This window comes from Kitasatospora sp. NPDC002227 (assembly GCF_040296285.1).
In the GTDB taxonomy this organism is placed as follows: Bacteria; Actinomycetota; Actinomycetes; order Streptomycetales; family Streptomycetaceae; genus Kitasatospora.
Window position 1 is genome coordinate 12426 of the sequence record NZ_JBEOWY010000010.1, and the last position, 14874, is coordinate 27299.

Annotated in this window: 13 protein-coding genes and 1 pseudogene; 1 reads left to right on the plus strand and 13 read right to left on the minus strand. The window is 72.1% G+C overall.

The genetic code is table 11. The features are described from left to right. Window positions 1-65: 65 nt before the first annotated feature. From ABT095_RS11530 to ABT095_RS11585, 12 genes and pseudogenes are all read right to left on the minus strand, one after another. Entirely contained in the window at window positions 66-221 is a 156-nt protein-coding gene (locus ABT095_RS11530) for a hypothetical protein (RefSeq protein ID WP_350529139.1), read from the minus strand. Window positions 222-414: 193 nt separating this feature from the next. Beyond that, a complete protein-coding gene (gatB, locus tag ABT095_RS11535) occupies window positions 415-1923 on the minus strand; it encodes an Asp-tRNA(Asn)/Glu-tRNA(Gln) amidotransferase subunit GatB (protein ID WP_350529140.1) in 1509 nt (502 codons plus the stop codon). Window positions 1924-2002: 79 nt separating this feature from the next. Then, complete coding sequence (locus ABT095_RS11540) at window positions 2003-2242, minus strand: hypothetical protein (RefSeq protein WP_350529141.1); 240 nt, start codon at window positions 2240-2242, stop codon at window positions 2003-2005. Then, window positions 2239-3732 (minus strand): Asp-tRNA(Asn)/Glu-tRNA(Gln) amidotransferase subunit GatA, encoded by a 1494-nt coding sequence (gatA, locus tag ABT095_RS11545; protein WP_350529142.1) that lies wholly within the window; start codon window positions 3730-3732, stop codon window positions 2239-2241. Before gatA ends, ABT095_RS11540 begins: the two co-directional genes overlap by 4 nt. A 7-nt stretch (window positions 3733-3739) precedes the next feature. Further along, window positions 3740-4036, minus strand: coding sequence for an Asp-tRNA(Asn)/Glu-tRNA(Gln) amidotransferase subunit GatC (gatC, locus tag ABT095_RS11550; protein WP_104818397.1), 297 nt, complete (start codon window positions 4034-4036; stop codon window positions 3740-3742). A 203-nt stretch (window positions 4037-4239) separates the two neighbouring features. Beyond that, window positions 4240-5817, minus strand: a pseudogene (locus ABT095_RS11555) (putative bifunctional diguanylate cyclase/phosphodiesterase); the annotation flags it as partial. Window positions 5818-6157: 340 nt separating this feature from the next. After that, window positions 6158-8422 carry an NAD-dependent DNA ligase LigA gene (gene ligA, locus ABT095_RS11560; protein ID WP_350529143.1) on the minus strand — a complete coding sequence of 755 codons (2265 nt, stop codon included), beginning with the start codon at window positions 8420-8422 and terminating at the stop codon, window positions 6158-6160. A gap of 11 nt (window positions 8423-8433) precedes the next feature. After that, the gene (locus tag ABT095_RS11565; RefSeq protein WP_350529144.1) at window positions 8434-9462 is read right to left on the minus strand and encodes a methionine synthase; all 1029 of its coding nucleotides are present in this window, start codon (window positions 9460-9462) and stop codon (window positions 8434-8436) included. 48 nt (window positions 9463-9510) lie between these two features. After that, the gene (locus tag ABT095_RS11570; RefSeq protein WP_350529145.1) at window positions 9511-10200 is read right to left on the minus strand and encodes an SDR family oxidoreductase; all 690 of its coding nucleotides are present in this window, start codon (window positions 10198-10200) and stop codon (window positions 9511-9513) included. 1 nt (window position 10201) lies between these two features. Beyond that, window positions 10202-10729 carry an LOG family protein gene (locus tag ABT095_RS11575; protein WP_350529146.1) on the minus strand — a complete coding sequence of 176 codons (528 nt, stop codon included), beginning with the start codon at window positions 10727-10729 and terminating at the stop codon, window positions 10202-10204. A gap of 47 nt (window positions 10730-10776) precedes the next feature. Continuing rightward, window positions 10777-11913, minus strand: coding sequence for a tRNA 2-thiouridine(34) synthase MnmA (mnmA, locus tag ABT095_RS11580; RefSeq protein ID WP_350529147.1), 1137 nt, complete (start codon window positions 11911-11913; stop codon window positions 10777-10779). A 151-nt stretch (window positions 11914-12064) separates the two neighbouring features. After that, window positions 12065-13249 (minus strand): cysteine desulfurase family protein, encoded by a 1185-nt coding sequence (locus tag ABT095_RS11585; RefSeq protein ID WP_350529148.1) that lies wholly within the window; start codon window positions 13247-13249, stop codon window positions 12065-12067. A gap of 119 nt (window positions 13250-13368) precedes the next feature. Here ABT095_RS11585 and ABT095_RS11590 point away from each other — a divergent pair, with 119 nt between their 5' ends. After that, the gene (locus tag ABT095_RS11590; RefSeq protein ID WP_350529149.1) at window positions 13369-14190 is read left to right on the plus strand and encodes an IclR family transcriptional regulator; all 822 of its coding nucleotides are present in this window, start codon (window positions 13369-13371) and stop codon (window positions 14188-14190) included. Here the strand turns inward: ABT095_RS11590 and ABT095_RS11595 are convergent. After that, window positions 14126-14785: a trimeric intracellular cation channel family protein gene (locus tag ABT095_RS11595; protein ID WP_350529150.1), complete on the minus strand. Its 660-nt coding sequence runs from the start codon at window positions 14783-14785 to the stop codon at window positions 14126-14128. The genes ABT095_RS11590 and ABT095_RS11595 overlap by 65 nt on opposite strands. Between the last annotated feature and the right edge of the window lie 89 nt (window positions 14786-14874).

A 14874-nucleotide genomic window follows, 5' to 3' on the forward strand; every position in this document is an offset into this window, starting at 1 on the left:
CATGCCATAAGCCCCGGCCGGGGAGACACTGGTTATCTCCGGCCGGGGCTTCAGGTGGTGCGCACTTAAGCCTCGCCGAGCGGGGCGGTGCGGCGCCCGAAGCGGGCGAACAGGCCGGTGCGGCCGGACTTGGCGCGCCGGGCCTCGCGGACCAGGCTCTCGTACTGGGCGATGCGGCGGAGTTCGGCGTTGCGCTGCTGGATGAGCTCGTACTCGATCACTTGGGGTTCCCTCCCTGGTCTTTCTGACAAGGAAGAGTCTTCTCCCCAAGGAGGGGGCGGGGCATCGGAAGCTTTCCCGACTTTTGCGGCTCGGGGGTCCTTAGACACGACGGTGCCCACCCCGGGAACGGGGTGGGCACCGGCTGAGGCACCTAAGGTACCTGGGCTGCAACGCCTTATCGGGCCTTAGGTCTTAGGCCTGGACGCCGAGCTTCTCCAGGATGAGGTCCTTGACGCGCGCCGCGTCGGCCTGGCCGCGGGTGGTCTTCATGACCGCGCCGACCAGGGCGCCGACCGCGGCGACCTTGCCGTCGCGGATCTTGTCGGCGATCGCGCCGTTCTCGGCGATCGCCTGGTCCACGGCCGCGCCGAGCGCGGAGTCGTCGGAGACGACGGCCAGGCCGCGCGCCTCGACCACCGCGTCCGGCTCGCCCTCGCCCGCGAGGACGGCCTCGATGACCTGACGGGCCAGCTTGTCGTTCAGCTTGCCCTCGGCGACCAGCGCGCACACCCGGGCCACCTGGGCCGGGGTGATGGGCTGCTCGGTGAGGTCCGTGCCGGTCTCGTTGGCACGGCGGGCCAGCTCGCCCATCCACCACTTGCGGGCCTGGTCGGCCGGGGCGCCGGCGGCGATGGTCTCCAGGATCGGCTCGACGGCACCGGCGTTCAGCACCGACTGCATGTCCTTGTCCGAGAGGCCCCACTCGCCCTGCAGGCGGGCGCGGCGCACCCGCGGCAGCTCGGGCAGGCCGGCGCGCAGCTCCTCGACCCAGTCGCGGGCCGGGGCGATCGGCACCAGGTCCGGCTCGGGGAAGTAGCGGTAGTCCTCGGCGTTGTCCTTGATCCGGCCGGCGGTGGTACTGCCGTCCTCCTCGTGGAAGTGCCGGGTCTCCTGGACGATGGTGCCGCCGTCGGTCAGCACGGTGGCGTGCCGCATGATCTCGAAGCGGGCGGCGCGCTCGACGCTGCGCAGCGAGTTGACGTTCTTGGTCTCGGAGCGGGTGCCGAACTTCTCGGTGCCGTTCGGGCGCAGCGAGAGGTTCACGTCGCAGCGCATCTGGCCCTTGTCCATCCGGGCCTCGGAGACGCCGAGCGAGAGGATCAGCTCGCGCAGCTCGCGCACGTACGCCTTGGCCACCTCGGGGGCGCGCTCGCCGGCGCCCTCGATCGGCTTGGTGACGATCTCGATCAGCGGGATGCCGGCCCGGTTGTAGTCGAGCAGCGAGTGGGTCGCACCGTGGATGCGGCCGGTCGCGCCACCGACGTGGCTGGACTTGCCGGTGTCCTCCTCCATGTGGGCGCGCTCGATCTCCACCCGGAAGGTCGAGCCGTCCTCGAGCTGCACGTCGAGGTAGCCGTTGAAGGCGATCGGCTCGTCGTACTGCGAGGTCTGGAAGTTCTTCGGCATGTCCGGGTAGAAGTAGTTCTTCCGGGCGAACCGGCACCACTCGGCGATCTCGCAGTTCAGCGCAAGGCCGATCTTGACCGCCGACTCGACGCCGATCGCGTTGACCACCGGCAGCGACCCCGGCAGGCCGAGGCAGGTCGGGCAGACCTGCGTGTTCGGCTCGGCGCCCAGCTCGGTCGAGCAGCCGCAGAACATCTTGGTCTTGGTACCCAGCTCGACGTGGACCTCAAGGCCCATCACCGGGTCGTACGACGCGAGAGCGTCCTCGTAGGACACCAGGTTGTTGACGCTCACAGCGTCCCCTTCACTCAAAAGTCTTGGGAGGAACGGGCCCGGCCCCCGCTGTCCGTGGAGGGCCGGGCCTGGCGGACTGTCAGCCCAGCAGAATGTCGTCGTCGCCGAGCTGCTTCAGTTCGCGCAGCAGCAGGGCGGTGCCGGTGACCAGCGCGAGGGCGCCGACGACGGCGTTGGCGAGGAGCAGGGTGTCCTGCTCGCCGCGGGCCTTCTTGATGTCCTTGAAGATCGAGATGGCGCCGAAGGCGCTGGTCCCGATGGACAGCAGCAGGCCGGGCTTCGAGTGCTTGAAGCCCTTTGCCTTGGCGATCTTGCTCACAGTGCCGGTGCCTCCTCCAGCAGGGTGTGCCCCCACTTGTCGTTGAGCGCGGCCTCGACGGCGCCGCCCACTCGGTAGAGGCGGTCGTCCGCCATCGCGGGTGCGATGATCTGAAGGCCGACCGGGAGATTGTCCTCCGGGGCCAGGCCGACGGGGAGCGACATGGCCGCGTTGCCCGCCAGGTTCGACGGAATCGTGCACAGGTCGGCCAGGTACATCGCCATCGGGTCGTCGGCGCGCTCGCCGATCGCGAAGGCGGTGGTCGGGGTGGTCGGCGAGACCAGGACGTCGACCCCGGCGAAGGCGGTGTCGAAGTCGCGGGAGATCAGGGTGCGGACCTTCTGGGCCGAGCCGTAGTAGGCGTCGTAGTAGCCCGAGGAGAGCGCGTAGGTGCCGAGGATGATCCGGCGCTTGACCTCGTCGCCGAAGCCGGCCTCGCGGGTGAGCGCGGTGACCTGCTCGGCCGAGTGGTAGCCGTCGTCGCCGACCCGCAGGCCGTAGCGCATCGCGTCGAAGCGGGCCAGGTTGGAGGAGGCCTCGCTCGGGGCGATCAGGTAGTACGCGGGCAGCGCGAGGGTGAAGGACGGGCAGGAGACCTCGACGACCTCGGCGCCCAGCTCGCGCAGCAGCTCCACGGACTCGTTGAAGCGCTGCATCACACCGGCCTGGTATCCCTCGCCGGCGAACTCCTTGACCACGCCGATCCGCATGCCGCGGATGTCGCGCATCTTCGCCGCCTCGACCACCGGCGGGACCGGGGCGTTGATCGAGGTGGAGTCCAGCGGGTCGTGCCCGGCGATCGCCTCGTGCAGCAGGGCCGCGTCGAGGACGGTACGGGCGCAGGGACCGCCCTGGTCGAGCGAGGACGAGAACGCGACCAGGCCGTAGCGGGAGACCGCGCCGTAGGTCGGCTTCACGCCGACGGTGCCGGTGACGGCGCCGGGCTGGCGGATCGAGCCGCCCGTGTCGGTGCCGATCGCCAGCGGGGCCTCGAAGGCGGCCAGCGCGGCGGCCGAGCCACCGCCGGAGCCGCCGGGGATGCGGGTGAGGTCCCACGGGTTGCCGGTCGGGCCGAAGGCGGAGTTCTCGGTGGAGGAGCCCATCGCGAACTCGTCCATGTTGGTCTTGCCGAGGATGACCACGCCCGCGTCCTTCAGACGGGACGTCAGAGTGGCGTCGTACGGCGGCACCCAGCCTTCCAGCATCTTGGAGCCGCAGGTGGTGGGCACGCCCTTGGTGGTGAAGACGTCCTTCAGCGCGAGCGGGACACCGGCCAGCGGGCCCAGCTCCTCGCCGGCGGCACGCTTGGCGTCCACGGCGCGGGCGGCGTTCAGCGCGCCCTCGGTGTCGACGTGCAGGAAGGCGTTGACCTTCTTGTCGACGGCGTCGATCCGGTCCAGGTGGGCCTGGGCGACCTCGACGGCGGAGACCTCGCCGGTGGCGATGGCGTTCGCGGTCTGCGCCGCGGTGTAGCGGATGAGCTCAGACATGGGTGGGTCAGTCCTCCCCGAGGATCTGCGGGACGCGGAAACGCTGCTCCTCGGCGGCCGGAGCGCCGGCCAGGGCCTGCTCCGGGGTGAGGGAGGGGCGCACCTCGTCCGCGCGCATGACGTTGGTCAGCGGCAGCGGGTGGGAGGTGGGCGGGACATCCTGTCCGGCGACCTCGGAGACGCGGGCGACCGCGCCGATGATCACGTCGAGCTGCTCGGCGAAGTGGTCCAGCTCTTCGGCGGCGAGCTCCAGACGCGACAGCCGGGCGAGGTGGGCGACCTCCTCGCGCGTGATGCCAGGCATGCAGCGATCCTCAGGGGTTGAGTTCTGGTACGAGGCCGTACCCGTGGGGCTCGGCGCTCTTGGGCTATGGGGCCATCCTATGGGGCAGCTCAACCCGAAAAAGAAACCACTGCAGGGGCGCGGGGAACGGCGCGCGCAACCGTGCACCTCCGAAGAGGGTTGCGCGCGCAGTTCCCCGCGCCCCTAAAGACAGGCAGTGCAACTCAAGGCGTGGGCGGTAAGGCCGGGCGTGGCGTCAGCCATTCGACTCGGGGGGCGGTGGTGCGGTGGACCATCAGCCAGGCCGTGGCCTGTTCGGCGGGGAGCGCGGCGGAGACGAGCCAGCCCTGGACGGCGTCGACGCCCAGGCCGTGCAGGCGCTCCCAGGTCTCGTCGTCCTCGACGCCCTCGGCGACGACGGTGAGGCCGAGGGAGTGGGCGAGTTCGACGGAGCAGCGGACCACGGCGGCGTCGTGGTGGTCGGCGACCATCCGGGAGACGAAGGAGCGGTCGATCTTCAGCTCGCCGACCGGGAGGGAGCGCAGGCGCACCAATGAGGAGTGCCCCGTCCCGAAGTCGTCAAGGGACATGCCGACCCCGCTGCGGCGCAGCTCGGCCAGGGTGTCGGCGGCGAGGCGGGAGTCGTCGAGCAGCAGGCGCTCGGTGATCTCCAGCTGCAGGGCGTGCGCGGGCACCCCGTGCCGGGCCAGGTGACCGGCGACGCGGCCGGCGAAGCCGGGGTTGAGCACGTCGCGCGGGGAGACGTTGACGGCGACCTGCACCTCGAGGCCCTGGCGGCGCCAGTCGGCGAGCTGGCCGACGGCGGCCTCCAGGACGTAGTCGGTGAGCCGGGGCATCAGACCGCTGGACTCGGCGAGGCCGATGAACTCGTCCGGCGAGACCTTGCCGCGGCCGGGCCGCTCCCAGCGCAGCAGCGCCTCCAGGCCGACCACCCGCCCGTCGAAGGCGACCTTCGGCTGGTAGTGCAGCTGCACCTCGCCGGTCTCCAGGGCGCGCCGCAGGTCACCGAGCAGGCCGATCCGGTACGGGGTGTCGATGTCCCGCGCTTCGTCGTACTGCTCGACCCCGCTGCGGCGCCGCTGGGCGTGGCCCATCGCCACGTCGGCGCGGCGCAGCAGCGCCTCGGCGTCCTGGGCGTGCCGGGGGTAGACGCAGACGCCCGCACTGGCCTCGAGGACGAGCAGCAGTCCGTCCAGGCGGATCGGCGCGGCCAGCTCGGCGATCAGCGCGTTGGCGACCCGCTCCAGGGTGTCGGGGCAGCCGACCCCGGGGAGCAGGACGGCGAACTCGTCGCCGCCCATCCGGGCCACCACCGGGCGGCCCTGGGCCTCGGGCAGCCCGGCGAAGACGTCGTCCGGATCGCTACGGGCCGGGTTGTGGGTGCCCGAGCGCAGGGCGCGGTGCAGGCGGCGGGAGATGTGGACGAGCAGCCTGTCCCCCGCCGTATGGCCGAGGGCGTCGTTGAGTGACCGGAAACGATCGAGATCCAGCAGGATCAGACCGACACTGAACTCCTCGTCCTCCTCGTGGTCGGCGATCGCCTCCTGGGCCGCCAGCAGCAAGGCGTGACGATTCGGCAGGTCGGTGAGCGGGTCGGTGAGCTGGTCCCGAGCCCGGTCCCGGGCGATCCGCCAGGCCGCCACCAGCACGGCCAGCGGCACCGCGAAGAGTGGTAGTAGTTCCGGCTCGTGCCGGTAGACCAGGACGGCCAGCGGGATGAGCGGCGCGGCGCCGGCCAGCAGCACGCCGAGCAGCAGGACCGCGCCCGCCACCCCCTGCGGCGGGCGTGTGGGCGCGCCGCCGGTCGAACGATCCATATGCCCTGTCCTCCGTCGGGCCCGCCCCGTCAGGCCGCCTTTCGGTGCGACACCTCGATGGTGCCGACGGGCGCCAGTGACGGGTGTCCCCGACGGAGCCGGCCGACAAGACCGGTACCGATCACCCTTGCTGACACACTGTTGCGCTCAAGGGTAAGCCGGTGTCCGCCGGAAGGGCGGACTTTCGGACAACCATTGAGCGCGGCACCGTCGGAACTTCCCCAAGTGGCGTCCGCACAGTGACAGAATGCCCGCTTCTTCCGGATCGGATCCGATGACGCGGTGTCAGGAAGGTAACGAGTGGTCAGCCGTTCGTGGGCTCCGCTTCGGGCTCCTCGATCCCCAGCAGCGCCCTGGCCGCCACCGGCCCCCGCTCGAGCAGGACGGCGAAGCCGGCGTCGTCCAGGACGGCCAGGCCGAGCTGGACGGCTTTGTCGTACTTGGACCCGGGATTGTCACCGGCCACCACGAAGTCGGTCTTCTTCGAAACCGAGCCGGTCACCTTCGCTCCGCGCGAGGTCAGCGCCTCCTTGGCGCCGTCCCGGGTGTGCCCGGCGAGCGTGCCGGTGACCACCACGGTGAGCCCCTCCAGCGGGCGCTCGCCCGCCTCCTCGGCGGCCTCCTCGACGAAGACCACACCGGCCGCGCGCCACTTCTCGACGATCTCCCGGTGCCACTCCTCCTCGTACCACTCCTTGATCGAGCGGGCGATGGTCGGGCCCACACCCTCGGCCGCCGCCAGCTCCTCCTCGGTGGCCGCGAAGATCCGGTCCAGGTCACGGAACTCCCGGGCCAGCGCCTGGGCGGCCACCGGGCCGACGTGCCGGATGGAGAGGCCGTTGACGTAACGCCACAGCGGGCGGTCCTTGGCCTTGTCCAGATTCTCCAGCAGGAGGGTGGTGGTCTTCTTCGCCTCGCCCCTGAGATTGGCGAAGAACGTAGCAACCTTTTCCTCGCCGGTTTCGTCGTCCAGCTTGGGCATGCCGGTCTTCTGGTCCCGGACCTTGACCTTGATCGGGAGCAGCTGCTCCAGCGTCAGGGCGAAGATGTCCCCTTCGTTGGCCACCGGGGCCTCGGCCGGCTCCAGCGGCTGGGTGAGCGCGGTGGCCGCGACGTACCCGAGGCCCTCGATGTCCAGCGACTCGCGGCCGCCCAGGTACGCCAGGCGCTCACGCACCTGGGCCGGGCAGTACTGCGCGTTGGGGCAGCGGACGTCGATGTCGCCCTCGGACATCGGGCGCAGCTCGGACCCGCACTCGTGGCAGTGGGTGGGCATCACGAAGGCCGTCTCGGTGCCGTCCCGCAAGTCCTCGACCGGGCCGAGGATCTCGGGGATGACGTCGCCCGCCTTGCGGAGCACCACGGTGTCCCCGAGCAGGACGCCCTTGGCCTTGACGATCTCCTGGTTGTGCAGGGTCGCGTACTGGACCATCGAGCCGGCCACCTTGACCGGCTCGGCCAGCACGGCGAACGGGGTGGCCCGGCCGGTGCGGCCGATGCCGACCTGGATCCGGGCCAGCTTGCCGTTGACCTCCTCCGGCGGGTACTTCCAGGCGATCGCCCAGCGCGGGGACTTGGAGGTGGCGCCCAGGCGGCCCTGCAGCGCGATCTCGTCCACCTTCACCACCACGCCGTCGATCTCGTGCTCGACCGAGTGGCGCTGCTCGCCGTACTGCTTGATGAAGGCACGGACTTCGTCCAGCGTGCCGACCACGCGGTTGTGCTTGGCGGTGGGCAGGCCCCAGTCGTGCAGCAGCTGGTAGGCGTGCGACTGGTTGTCGATGTCGAAGCCGACCCGGGCGCCGATGCCGTGCACCACCATGTGCAGCGGGCGGGAGGCGGTGACCAGCGGGTCCTTCTGGCGGAGCGATCCGGCGGCCGCGTTGCGCGGGTTGGCGAACAGCTTGACCAGGGCGTGCGGGCGCTTGCCCTCCTTGGCGCGCTCCTCGCTCGAAGCGCGGCGGCGGTCGTTCTCCGCCGCGAAGGAGGCGTTCAGCTCGGCGAAGGCCTCGGTGGGGAGGAAGACCTCGCCGCGGATCTCGACCAGCTCGGGGATGTGCTCGCCCTTGAGCTGGTGCGGGATCTCCTTGATGGTGCGGACGTTGGCCGTGATGTCCTCGCCGACCCGGCCGGTGCCACGGGTCGCGGCCAGCACCAGCTGGCCGCGCTCGTAGGTGAGGTTGACGGCCAGGCCGTCCACCTTGAGCTCGCAGAGGTAGTGGTACGCCAGGCCGTCGAGCTCCTTGGCGACGCGCTCGGCCCAGGCGGCGAGCTCCTCGTCGTCCATCGCGTTGTCCAGGCTGAGCAACCGCTCGCGGTGCTCGACCTTGGTGAAGCCCTCGGCGGCGCCGCCGCCGACCTTCTGGGTCGGCGAGTCGGGGGTGACCAGCACGGGGTGCTCGGCCTCGATCGCCTCCAGCTCGCGCATCAGCGCGTCGAACGCGGCGTCGCTGACCGTCGGCGCGTCCTGCTCGTAGTACCGGACGCGGTGCTCCTCCAGCTCGGCCGCCAGCTCGGCGTGCCGCTTGCGCACCTCAGCCGGAACGTCTTCCCAGCCCTCGACCGCCACCGCGTCCTCCACTACTCCGGGTTGTCCACCAGACTCCGGGCCGCCTGCGCGCTGAGTGACAGGGCCCGGCGCGCGTACGCGGGGCTCGCCCCCGCCAGACCGCACGTCGGCGTCACCAGCACGCGGCGGCCCAGCAGCTCCGGGGAGAGCCCCAACCTGCGCCACAACGTCCTGACACCCTGGACACTACCGGCAGGGTCGGACACCGCATTCGATTGAGAAGCGGCTGAGTCCGTGGAGGGCACCACACCGGCCAGGATCCGGGTGCCCGCCTCGACCGCCTCGCCCAGGTCGTCGTCGTCACGCTCGGTGAGGAGGGAGAAGTCCACCGAGACGCCGGCCACGCCCGCGCGGCGCAGCAGCGGGATCGGGGTGCCGGGGGCGCAGCAGTGCACCACCGTCGGCGTCGCCGCGCCGTTGATCACCCCGCGCAGGGTCTCCTCGACCAGCTGGCGGTCGACCGCGCGCAGCCGGGAGAAGCCGCTGGCGCTCTTCAGCGAGCCGGCCAGCACGGCCGGCAGCGAGGGCTCGTCCAGCTGCAGCACCAGCCGCGCGCCGGGGACGCGGCGCTGCACGTCGGCCAGGTGCCGGCGCAGACCCTCCGTCAGGGACTCGGCGATCGAGCGGCAGGCGCCCAGGTCCTTGACGGCCCGTTCGCCGTTCCTGAGCTCGACCGAGGCGGCCAGCGTCCACGGGCCGACGGCCTGCACCTTGAGCGGGCCCTGGTACTCCTGGGTGAACTCCTCCAGCGCGTCCAGGTCCTCGCCGAGCCAGGAGTGGGCACGCCGGGTGTCCCGGCCCGGGCGGTCGGAGAACCGCCAGCCGCTGGGCTCCACGTGCCCGAACAGCTCGACCAGCAGCCCGAGGCCCCGGCCGATCATGTCCGCCCCGGGCCCGCGGGCGGGCAGCTCCGGCAGGTGCGGCAGGAATTCCAGCGCGCCGACCGCGGTCCTCGCGGCCTCCCGCGCGTCGGTACCGGGCAGCGAGCCGACGCCGGTCGCGGCTCCGGCCAACTCGGGGAAGGGGAAGTCAGTGCTCACCCGCCCGAGCCTAGTGGGCCCGGGCGGGCCGCCGTGGTGCGCGGCCGGTCAGCGGCCGGGGCGGACGGTGATCTCGGTGATCTCGGCGTCCCTCGGGAGGTCGAGGGCGGTGAGGATCGAGGTGGCCACCGAGGCCGGGTCGATCCAGCGCTCCGGCTCGTACTCCTTGCCCTCCTGCTGGTGCACCTTGACCTGCATCGGGGTGGCCGTGCGGCCCGGGTAGACGGTGGTGACGCGGACGCCGTTGGTGTGCTCCTCCTCGCGCAGCGAGTCGGCGAGCGCGCGCAGGCCGAACTTGCTCGCCGCGTACGGGCCCCACTGGGCATTGGCCCGCAGGCCGGCGCCGGAGTTCACGAAGAGCACGTGGCCCTTGACCAGGCGGATGGACGGGAGCATCAGCCTGGTCAGCTCGGCGGGGGCCAGCAGGTTGACGTTCAGCTGCTCCTGCCAGGTCTTCACGCCGAGGTCGCCGATCTCGCCGAGCTGGACCACCCCGGCGATGTGCAGCAGCGAGTCGACCTCGACCGGCATCTGCTGCTGGCCGAACGCCCAGGAGAGCTTGGCCGGGTCCGCGAGGTCGCCGATCAGCGTCCGGGCGCGGGGGAAGCGGTGGCGCAGCGCGGCGGCCCGCCCGGCGTTGCGGGCGACCAGCCAGACGTCCTCGCCGCGCTCGTGCAGCTTCTCGGCGACGGCCTCGCCGATGCCGGAGCCGGCGCCGGTGATCAGGTGGGTACCCATCTCAGTTCTCCCGCAGCTGGTCGAGGGCCTCGGCGGGGGTGGCCGCGAAGGTGATCAGCTCGGCGAGCGGGCGGGGCAGGAAGCCCTCGGCGTCCATCCGCTCCAGCTGGGTGCGCAGCCCGGCGTAGAAGCCCTCGGTGTCGAGGACGACCACCGGCTTGTCGTGCAGGGCGTGCTTCTTGAGCTCGAGCACCTCCGTCACCTCGTCCAGCGTGCCGAGGCCGCCGACCAGCACCACGACGGCGTCGGCCCGCATCAGCAGCTGCGCCTTGCGCTCGGCCAGGTCACGGGTCATCACCAGCTCGTCGGCGCCCTCGTACGTCTTGTGCGCGAGCAGCTCGACCGAGATGCCGACCAGCCGCCCGCCGGCCTCCTTCACGCCGTCGGCCAGCAGCCCCATCAGCCCGGCGTGCGAGCCGCCCCAGACCAGGGTGTGGCCACGCTCCCCGAGCAGGCGGGCGAACTCCGCCGCCGGGGCCGTGTAGCGGTCGTCCAGTGAGTACGCGGAACAGAAGACGGTGATATTCATGGTGCCCCCAGGTGTATCACGCGCCCCGGCCCGGCCGGACGCCGATTTCAGCCGGTGAGGGCGCGCCGCTCCGTGCTCGCGATGGTGGCCGAGCCGACCACCCTGGTGCCGTCGTAGAGGACCACGGCCTGGCCGGGCGCGATCCCCCGGGCCGGGGTGTCCAGCCGGACCTGCAGCTCGCCGTCGTGGCAGGCCGCCGTGACCGGCACCTCCTCGCCGTGCGCCCGCAGCTGCGCGGTGTACCGGCCCTCGGCCGCCGGGGCCGTGCCGCACCAGCGCGGGCGGATCGCGGTGAGCGCCGTGACGTCCAGGCCCTCCACCGGGCCGACGGTGACGGTGTTGTTCACCGGCGAGATGTCCAGCACGTACCGGGGCTTGCCGTCCGCCGCCGGGCGGCCGATCCGCAGGCCCTTGCGCTGGCCGATGGTGAAGCCGTACGCACCCTCGTGCTCGCCGAGCTTGGTGCCGTCCACGTCGACGATGTCGCCGGTGGCGGTGCCGAGGTGCTTGGCCAGGAAACCCTGGGTGTCGCCGTCCGCGATGAAGCAGATGTCGTGGCTGTCCGGCTTCTTCGCCACCGCGAGGCCGCGGCGCTCGGCCTCCGCACGGATCTCCTCCTTGGTGGTGTCACCGAGGGGGAAGAGCGAGTGCGCGAGCTGGTCGGCGTCGAGCACGCCGAGCACGTAGGACTGGTCCTTGGCGCTGTCGACGGCGCGGTGCAGCTCGCGCTCGCCGGTGGGGCGGTCGACGATGCGGGCGTAGTGGCCGGTGCAGACGGCGTCGAAGCCGAGCGCGATCGCCTTGTCCAGCAGCGCCGCGAACTTGATCTTCTCGTTGCAGCGCAGGCAGGGGTTGGGGGTGCGGCCGGCCGCGTACTCGGCGACGAAGTCGTCGATCACGTCCTCGCGGAAGCGCTCGGCGAGGTCCCAGACGTAGAACGGGATGCCGATCACGTCGGCGGCGCGGCGGGCGTCGCGGGAGTCCTCGATCGTGCAGCAGCCGCGGGCGCCGGTCCGGAAGGACTGCGGGTTGGACGACAGGGCGAGGTGCACACCGGTCACCTCGTGCCCGGCCGCTGCGGCCCGCGCGGCGGCAACAGCGGAGTCCACCCCACCGGACATCGCCGCCAGCACTCGCAGCCGGCCGTTGCTGGGGGCGGTGGGGGCACCGGGGAAGTCACTCATGATGCCGACAAGCCTACGACAGCGCCCAGCCCTCCCAGCCGGAGCCAGTTGCACTACCTGTCTTCAGGGGCGCGAGGAACTGCGCGAAGCGGTAGGCCTCAGGCCGTGCATGGTTGGCAGCGCAGTTCCCCGCGCCCCTGGGAGTGCAGCCTCAGCGTCGGGCGGCAGCCGCCAGGCCCGCGTTGCGGGCGCGCTGGACGGCGGGGCCGATGGCGGCGGCCAGGGCCGTGACGTCGTCGCGGGTGGAGGTGTGGCCGAGGGAGAAGCGCAGCGAGGCGCGGGCCAGCAGGGGGTCGGCGCCCGTCGCGAGCAGGACGTGGCTGGGCTGCGGCACCCCGGCCGAGCAGGCGGAGCCGGTGCTGCACTCGATGCCCTGGGCGTCGAGCAGCATCAGCAGCGCGTCCCCCTCGCAGCCCGGGAACGAGAAGTGCGCGTTGGCGGGCAGCCGCCCGGCCCCCGCCGGGTCACCGTTCAGCACGGCGTCCGGCACGGCCGCGAGCACCTCGCCCACCAGCTCGTCCCGCAGTACGGAGAGCTCGGCCGCGTGCGCGGCCCGCCGCGCCACCGCCAGCTCGGCCGCCGCCGCGAACCCCACGGCGGCCGGCACGTCCAGCGTGCCGGAGCGGACGTCCCGCTCCTGGCCGCCGCCGTGCAGCAGCGGCACCGGCGCCGCGCTGCGCGCGAGCAGCAGCGCGCCGACCCCGTACGGGCCGCCGATCTTGTGCCCGGTGACGGTCAGCGCGTCGAGGCCGGACTCGGCGAAGGAGACCTCCACCTGGCCCAGCGCCTGCACCGCGTCCGCGTGCATCGGGATGCCGAACTCCTTGGCGATGGCCGAGAGTTCGGTGATCGGCTGCAGGGTGCCGATCTCGTTGTTGGCCCACATCACGGTGATCAGCGCGACATTCGAAGGGTCGCGCTCGACGGCGGCCCGCAGCGCCTCGGGGTGCACCCGGCCGTAGGAGTCGACCGGCAGGTACTCGACCTCGGCGCCCTCGTGCTCGGCCAGCCAGTGCACCGCGTCGAGCACCGCGTGGTGCTCGACCGGGCTGCACAGCACCCGGCGGCGGGCCGGATCGGCGTCCCGGCGGGCCCAGTACAGGCCCTTGACGGCGAGGTTGTCGGATTCGGTGCCCCCGGCGGTGAGCACGATCTCGCTGGGGCGGGCGCCGAGCGAGGCGGCCAGGGACTCCCGGGCTTCCTCCACCACCCTGCGCGCCCGGCGGCCGGCGGCGTGCAGCGAGGAGGCATTGCCCACGACCCCGAGGTGCGCGCTCATGGCGGCGATGGCCTCGGGCAGCATCGGGGTGGTGGCGGCGTGATCCAGATATGGCATGGCGGCTCTAAGTGTAGGCCCCACGACCGGTCAGGTCGGGCCCGGTCACAATTCGGCCATTGCCCTTGCCGTCAGGCGCCGTTAACCTCCTGCCCCCTGGCACGAGCGGAGTGGGTGGGATGTCGCAGTCGGTCGACCGGGCACTGACGATCCTCGCCTCGCTGGGCGACGGACCGGCCTCGCTGGAGCAGGCCGCCGCCAGTGTCGGGGTGCACAAGTCCACCGCGCTGCGGCTGCTGCGCACGATGCAGGAGCACGGATTCGTCCAGCGCCGCCCGGACCACCGGTACCAGCTGGGCGGGCGGCTGCTCTCGCTGGCCCAGCAGGGGCTGGAGGGCATCGACGTCCGCCAGGTGGCCGCGCCGTACCTGGCCTCGCTGAACGAGCGGTACGGCTACGCGGTGCAGCTGGCCGTGCTCGAGGACGGCGAGGTGCTCTACCTGGACAAGGTGGACGGGCGCTACCCCGACCGGCCGGGCTCCTGGCCGGATCCGGTGGGCAGGATCGGGCGCCGCGTCCCGGCCGTGGCCACGGCGGTGGGCAAGGTGCTGCTCGCCGACCTGCCGGAGGATCAGCTGACGGCCTTTCTGGCCGGGCAGGACTTCCCCGCGCGGACCCGCAACTCGATCCGCTCGGCCGAGCAGTTCCGGGCCGAGCTGGCGGGCGTGAAGCGGCACGGCTGGGCCGCCGACCAGGCCGAGTACCAGGACTCCGTCAACTGTCTGGCCGCCCCGATCGTCGGCACCGACGGCACCGCGATCGCCGCCTGCTCGATCTCCGCCCCCGTGCAGCTGGCCCCGATCGCCGAGCTGAGCCGGCTGGTGCCGGAGCTGCTCTGCACGGTCGAGGCGATCTCGCTGGCGTACGGCGGCTCGCCTACTCCTCGCTGGTGCGAGAACCGTTGCGGTGCCAAGCACGCGGTGCGCGCCAGCCGAACCTGAGCGCGCACATCCGCAGCACGAAGGCGCAGGCCGCGGCGGCCGAGCCCGTCCAGGCGTCCAGGTGCCCGTAGCCGATCAGCACCGCGACCACGGCGGCGCCGACCAGCGCGGGCACGGCGTAGATCTCCCGGTCCCAGCGCAGCAGCGAGGGGCTCTCGTGGGCCAGCACGTCGCGGATCACGCCGCCGCCCGCGGCGGTGAGCATGCCGCAGGCCACCGAGGCGGTGGAGCCCAGACCGTAGTCGTGCGCCTTGGCCGTGCCGGTCACGCAGAACAGCCCGAGACCCATCGCGTCCAGCGTCTGCACCGCGCGGTTGATCCGCTCCACCTCGGGGTGCAGGAAGAAGACCACCAGCCCCGCCACCAGCGGGGTCGTGAAGTACCCCATGTTCGTGAACGCCACCACCGGCGTCGCCCCGATGACCAGGTCCCGCATCACCCCGCCGCCGAGCGCCGTCGCCTCGGCGAGCACGCAGATGCCGAAGATGTCCATGTTCTTGCGCACGGCCATCAGGCCGCCGGACAGGGCGAAGACGAAGATGCCGACCAGGTCCAGCGTCTGCTGGACATCGGGGGCGAAGAGTTGCGAGGTCACCCGGCCAGTGTCCCTGCCACCTCGCCGAACCGCTCAACCGTTCGCCACCGGAGACGGCGGGTTTCACCCAACGAGACCGTTCCCGTTCG

Bases quoted from the DNA above. Each gene is read 5' to 3' on its own strand.
- gatA (WP_350529142.1), bottom strand. From the start codon at position 3,732: ATGTCTGAGCTCATCCGCTACACCGCGGCGCAGACCGCGAACGCCATC.
- gatC (WP_104818397.1), bottom strand. From the start codon at position 4,036: ATGCCTGGCATCACGCGCGAGGAGGTCGCCCACCTCGCCCGGCTGTCG.
- ABT095_RS11570 (WP_350529145.1), bottom strand. From the start codon at position 10,200: ATGGGTACCCACCTGATCACCGGCGCCGGCTCCGGCATCGGCGAGGCC.
- ABT095_RS11575 (WP_350529146.1), bottom strand. From the start codon at position 10,729: ATGAATATCACCGTCTTCTGTTCCGCGTACTCACTGGACGACCGCTAC.
- mnmA (WP_350529147.1), bottom strand. From the start codon at position 11,913: ATGAGTGACTTCCCCGGTGCCCCCACCGCCCCCAGCAACGGCCGGCTG.
- ABT095_RS11585 (WP_350529148.1), bottom strand. From the start codon at position 13,249: ATGCCATATCTGGATCACGCCGCCACCACCCCGATGCTGCCCGAGGCC.
- ABT095_RS11590 (WP_350529149.1), top strand. From the start codon at position 13,369: ATGTCGCAGTCGGTCGACCGGGCACTGACGATCCTCGCCTCGCTGGGC.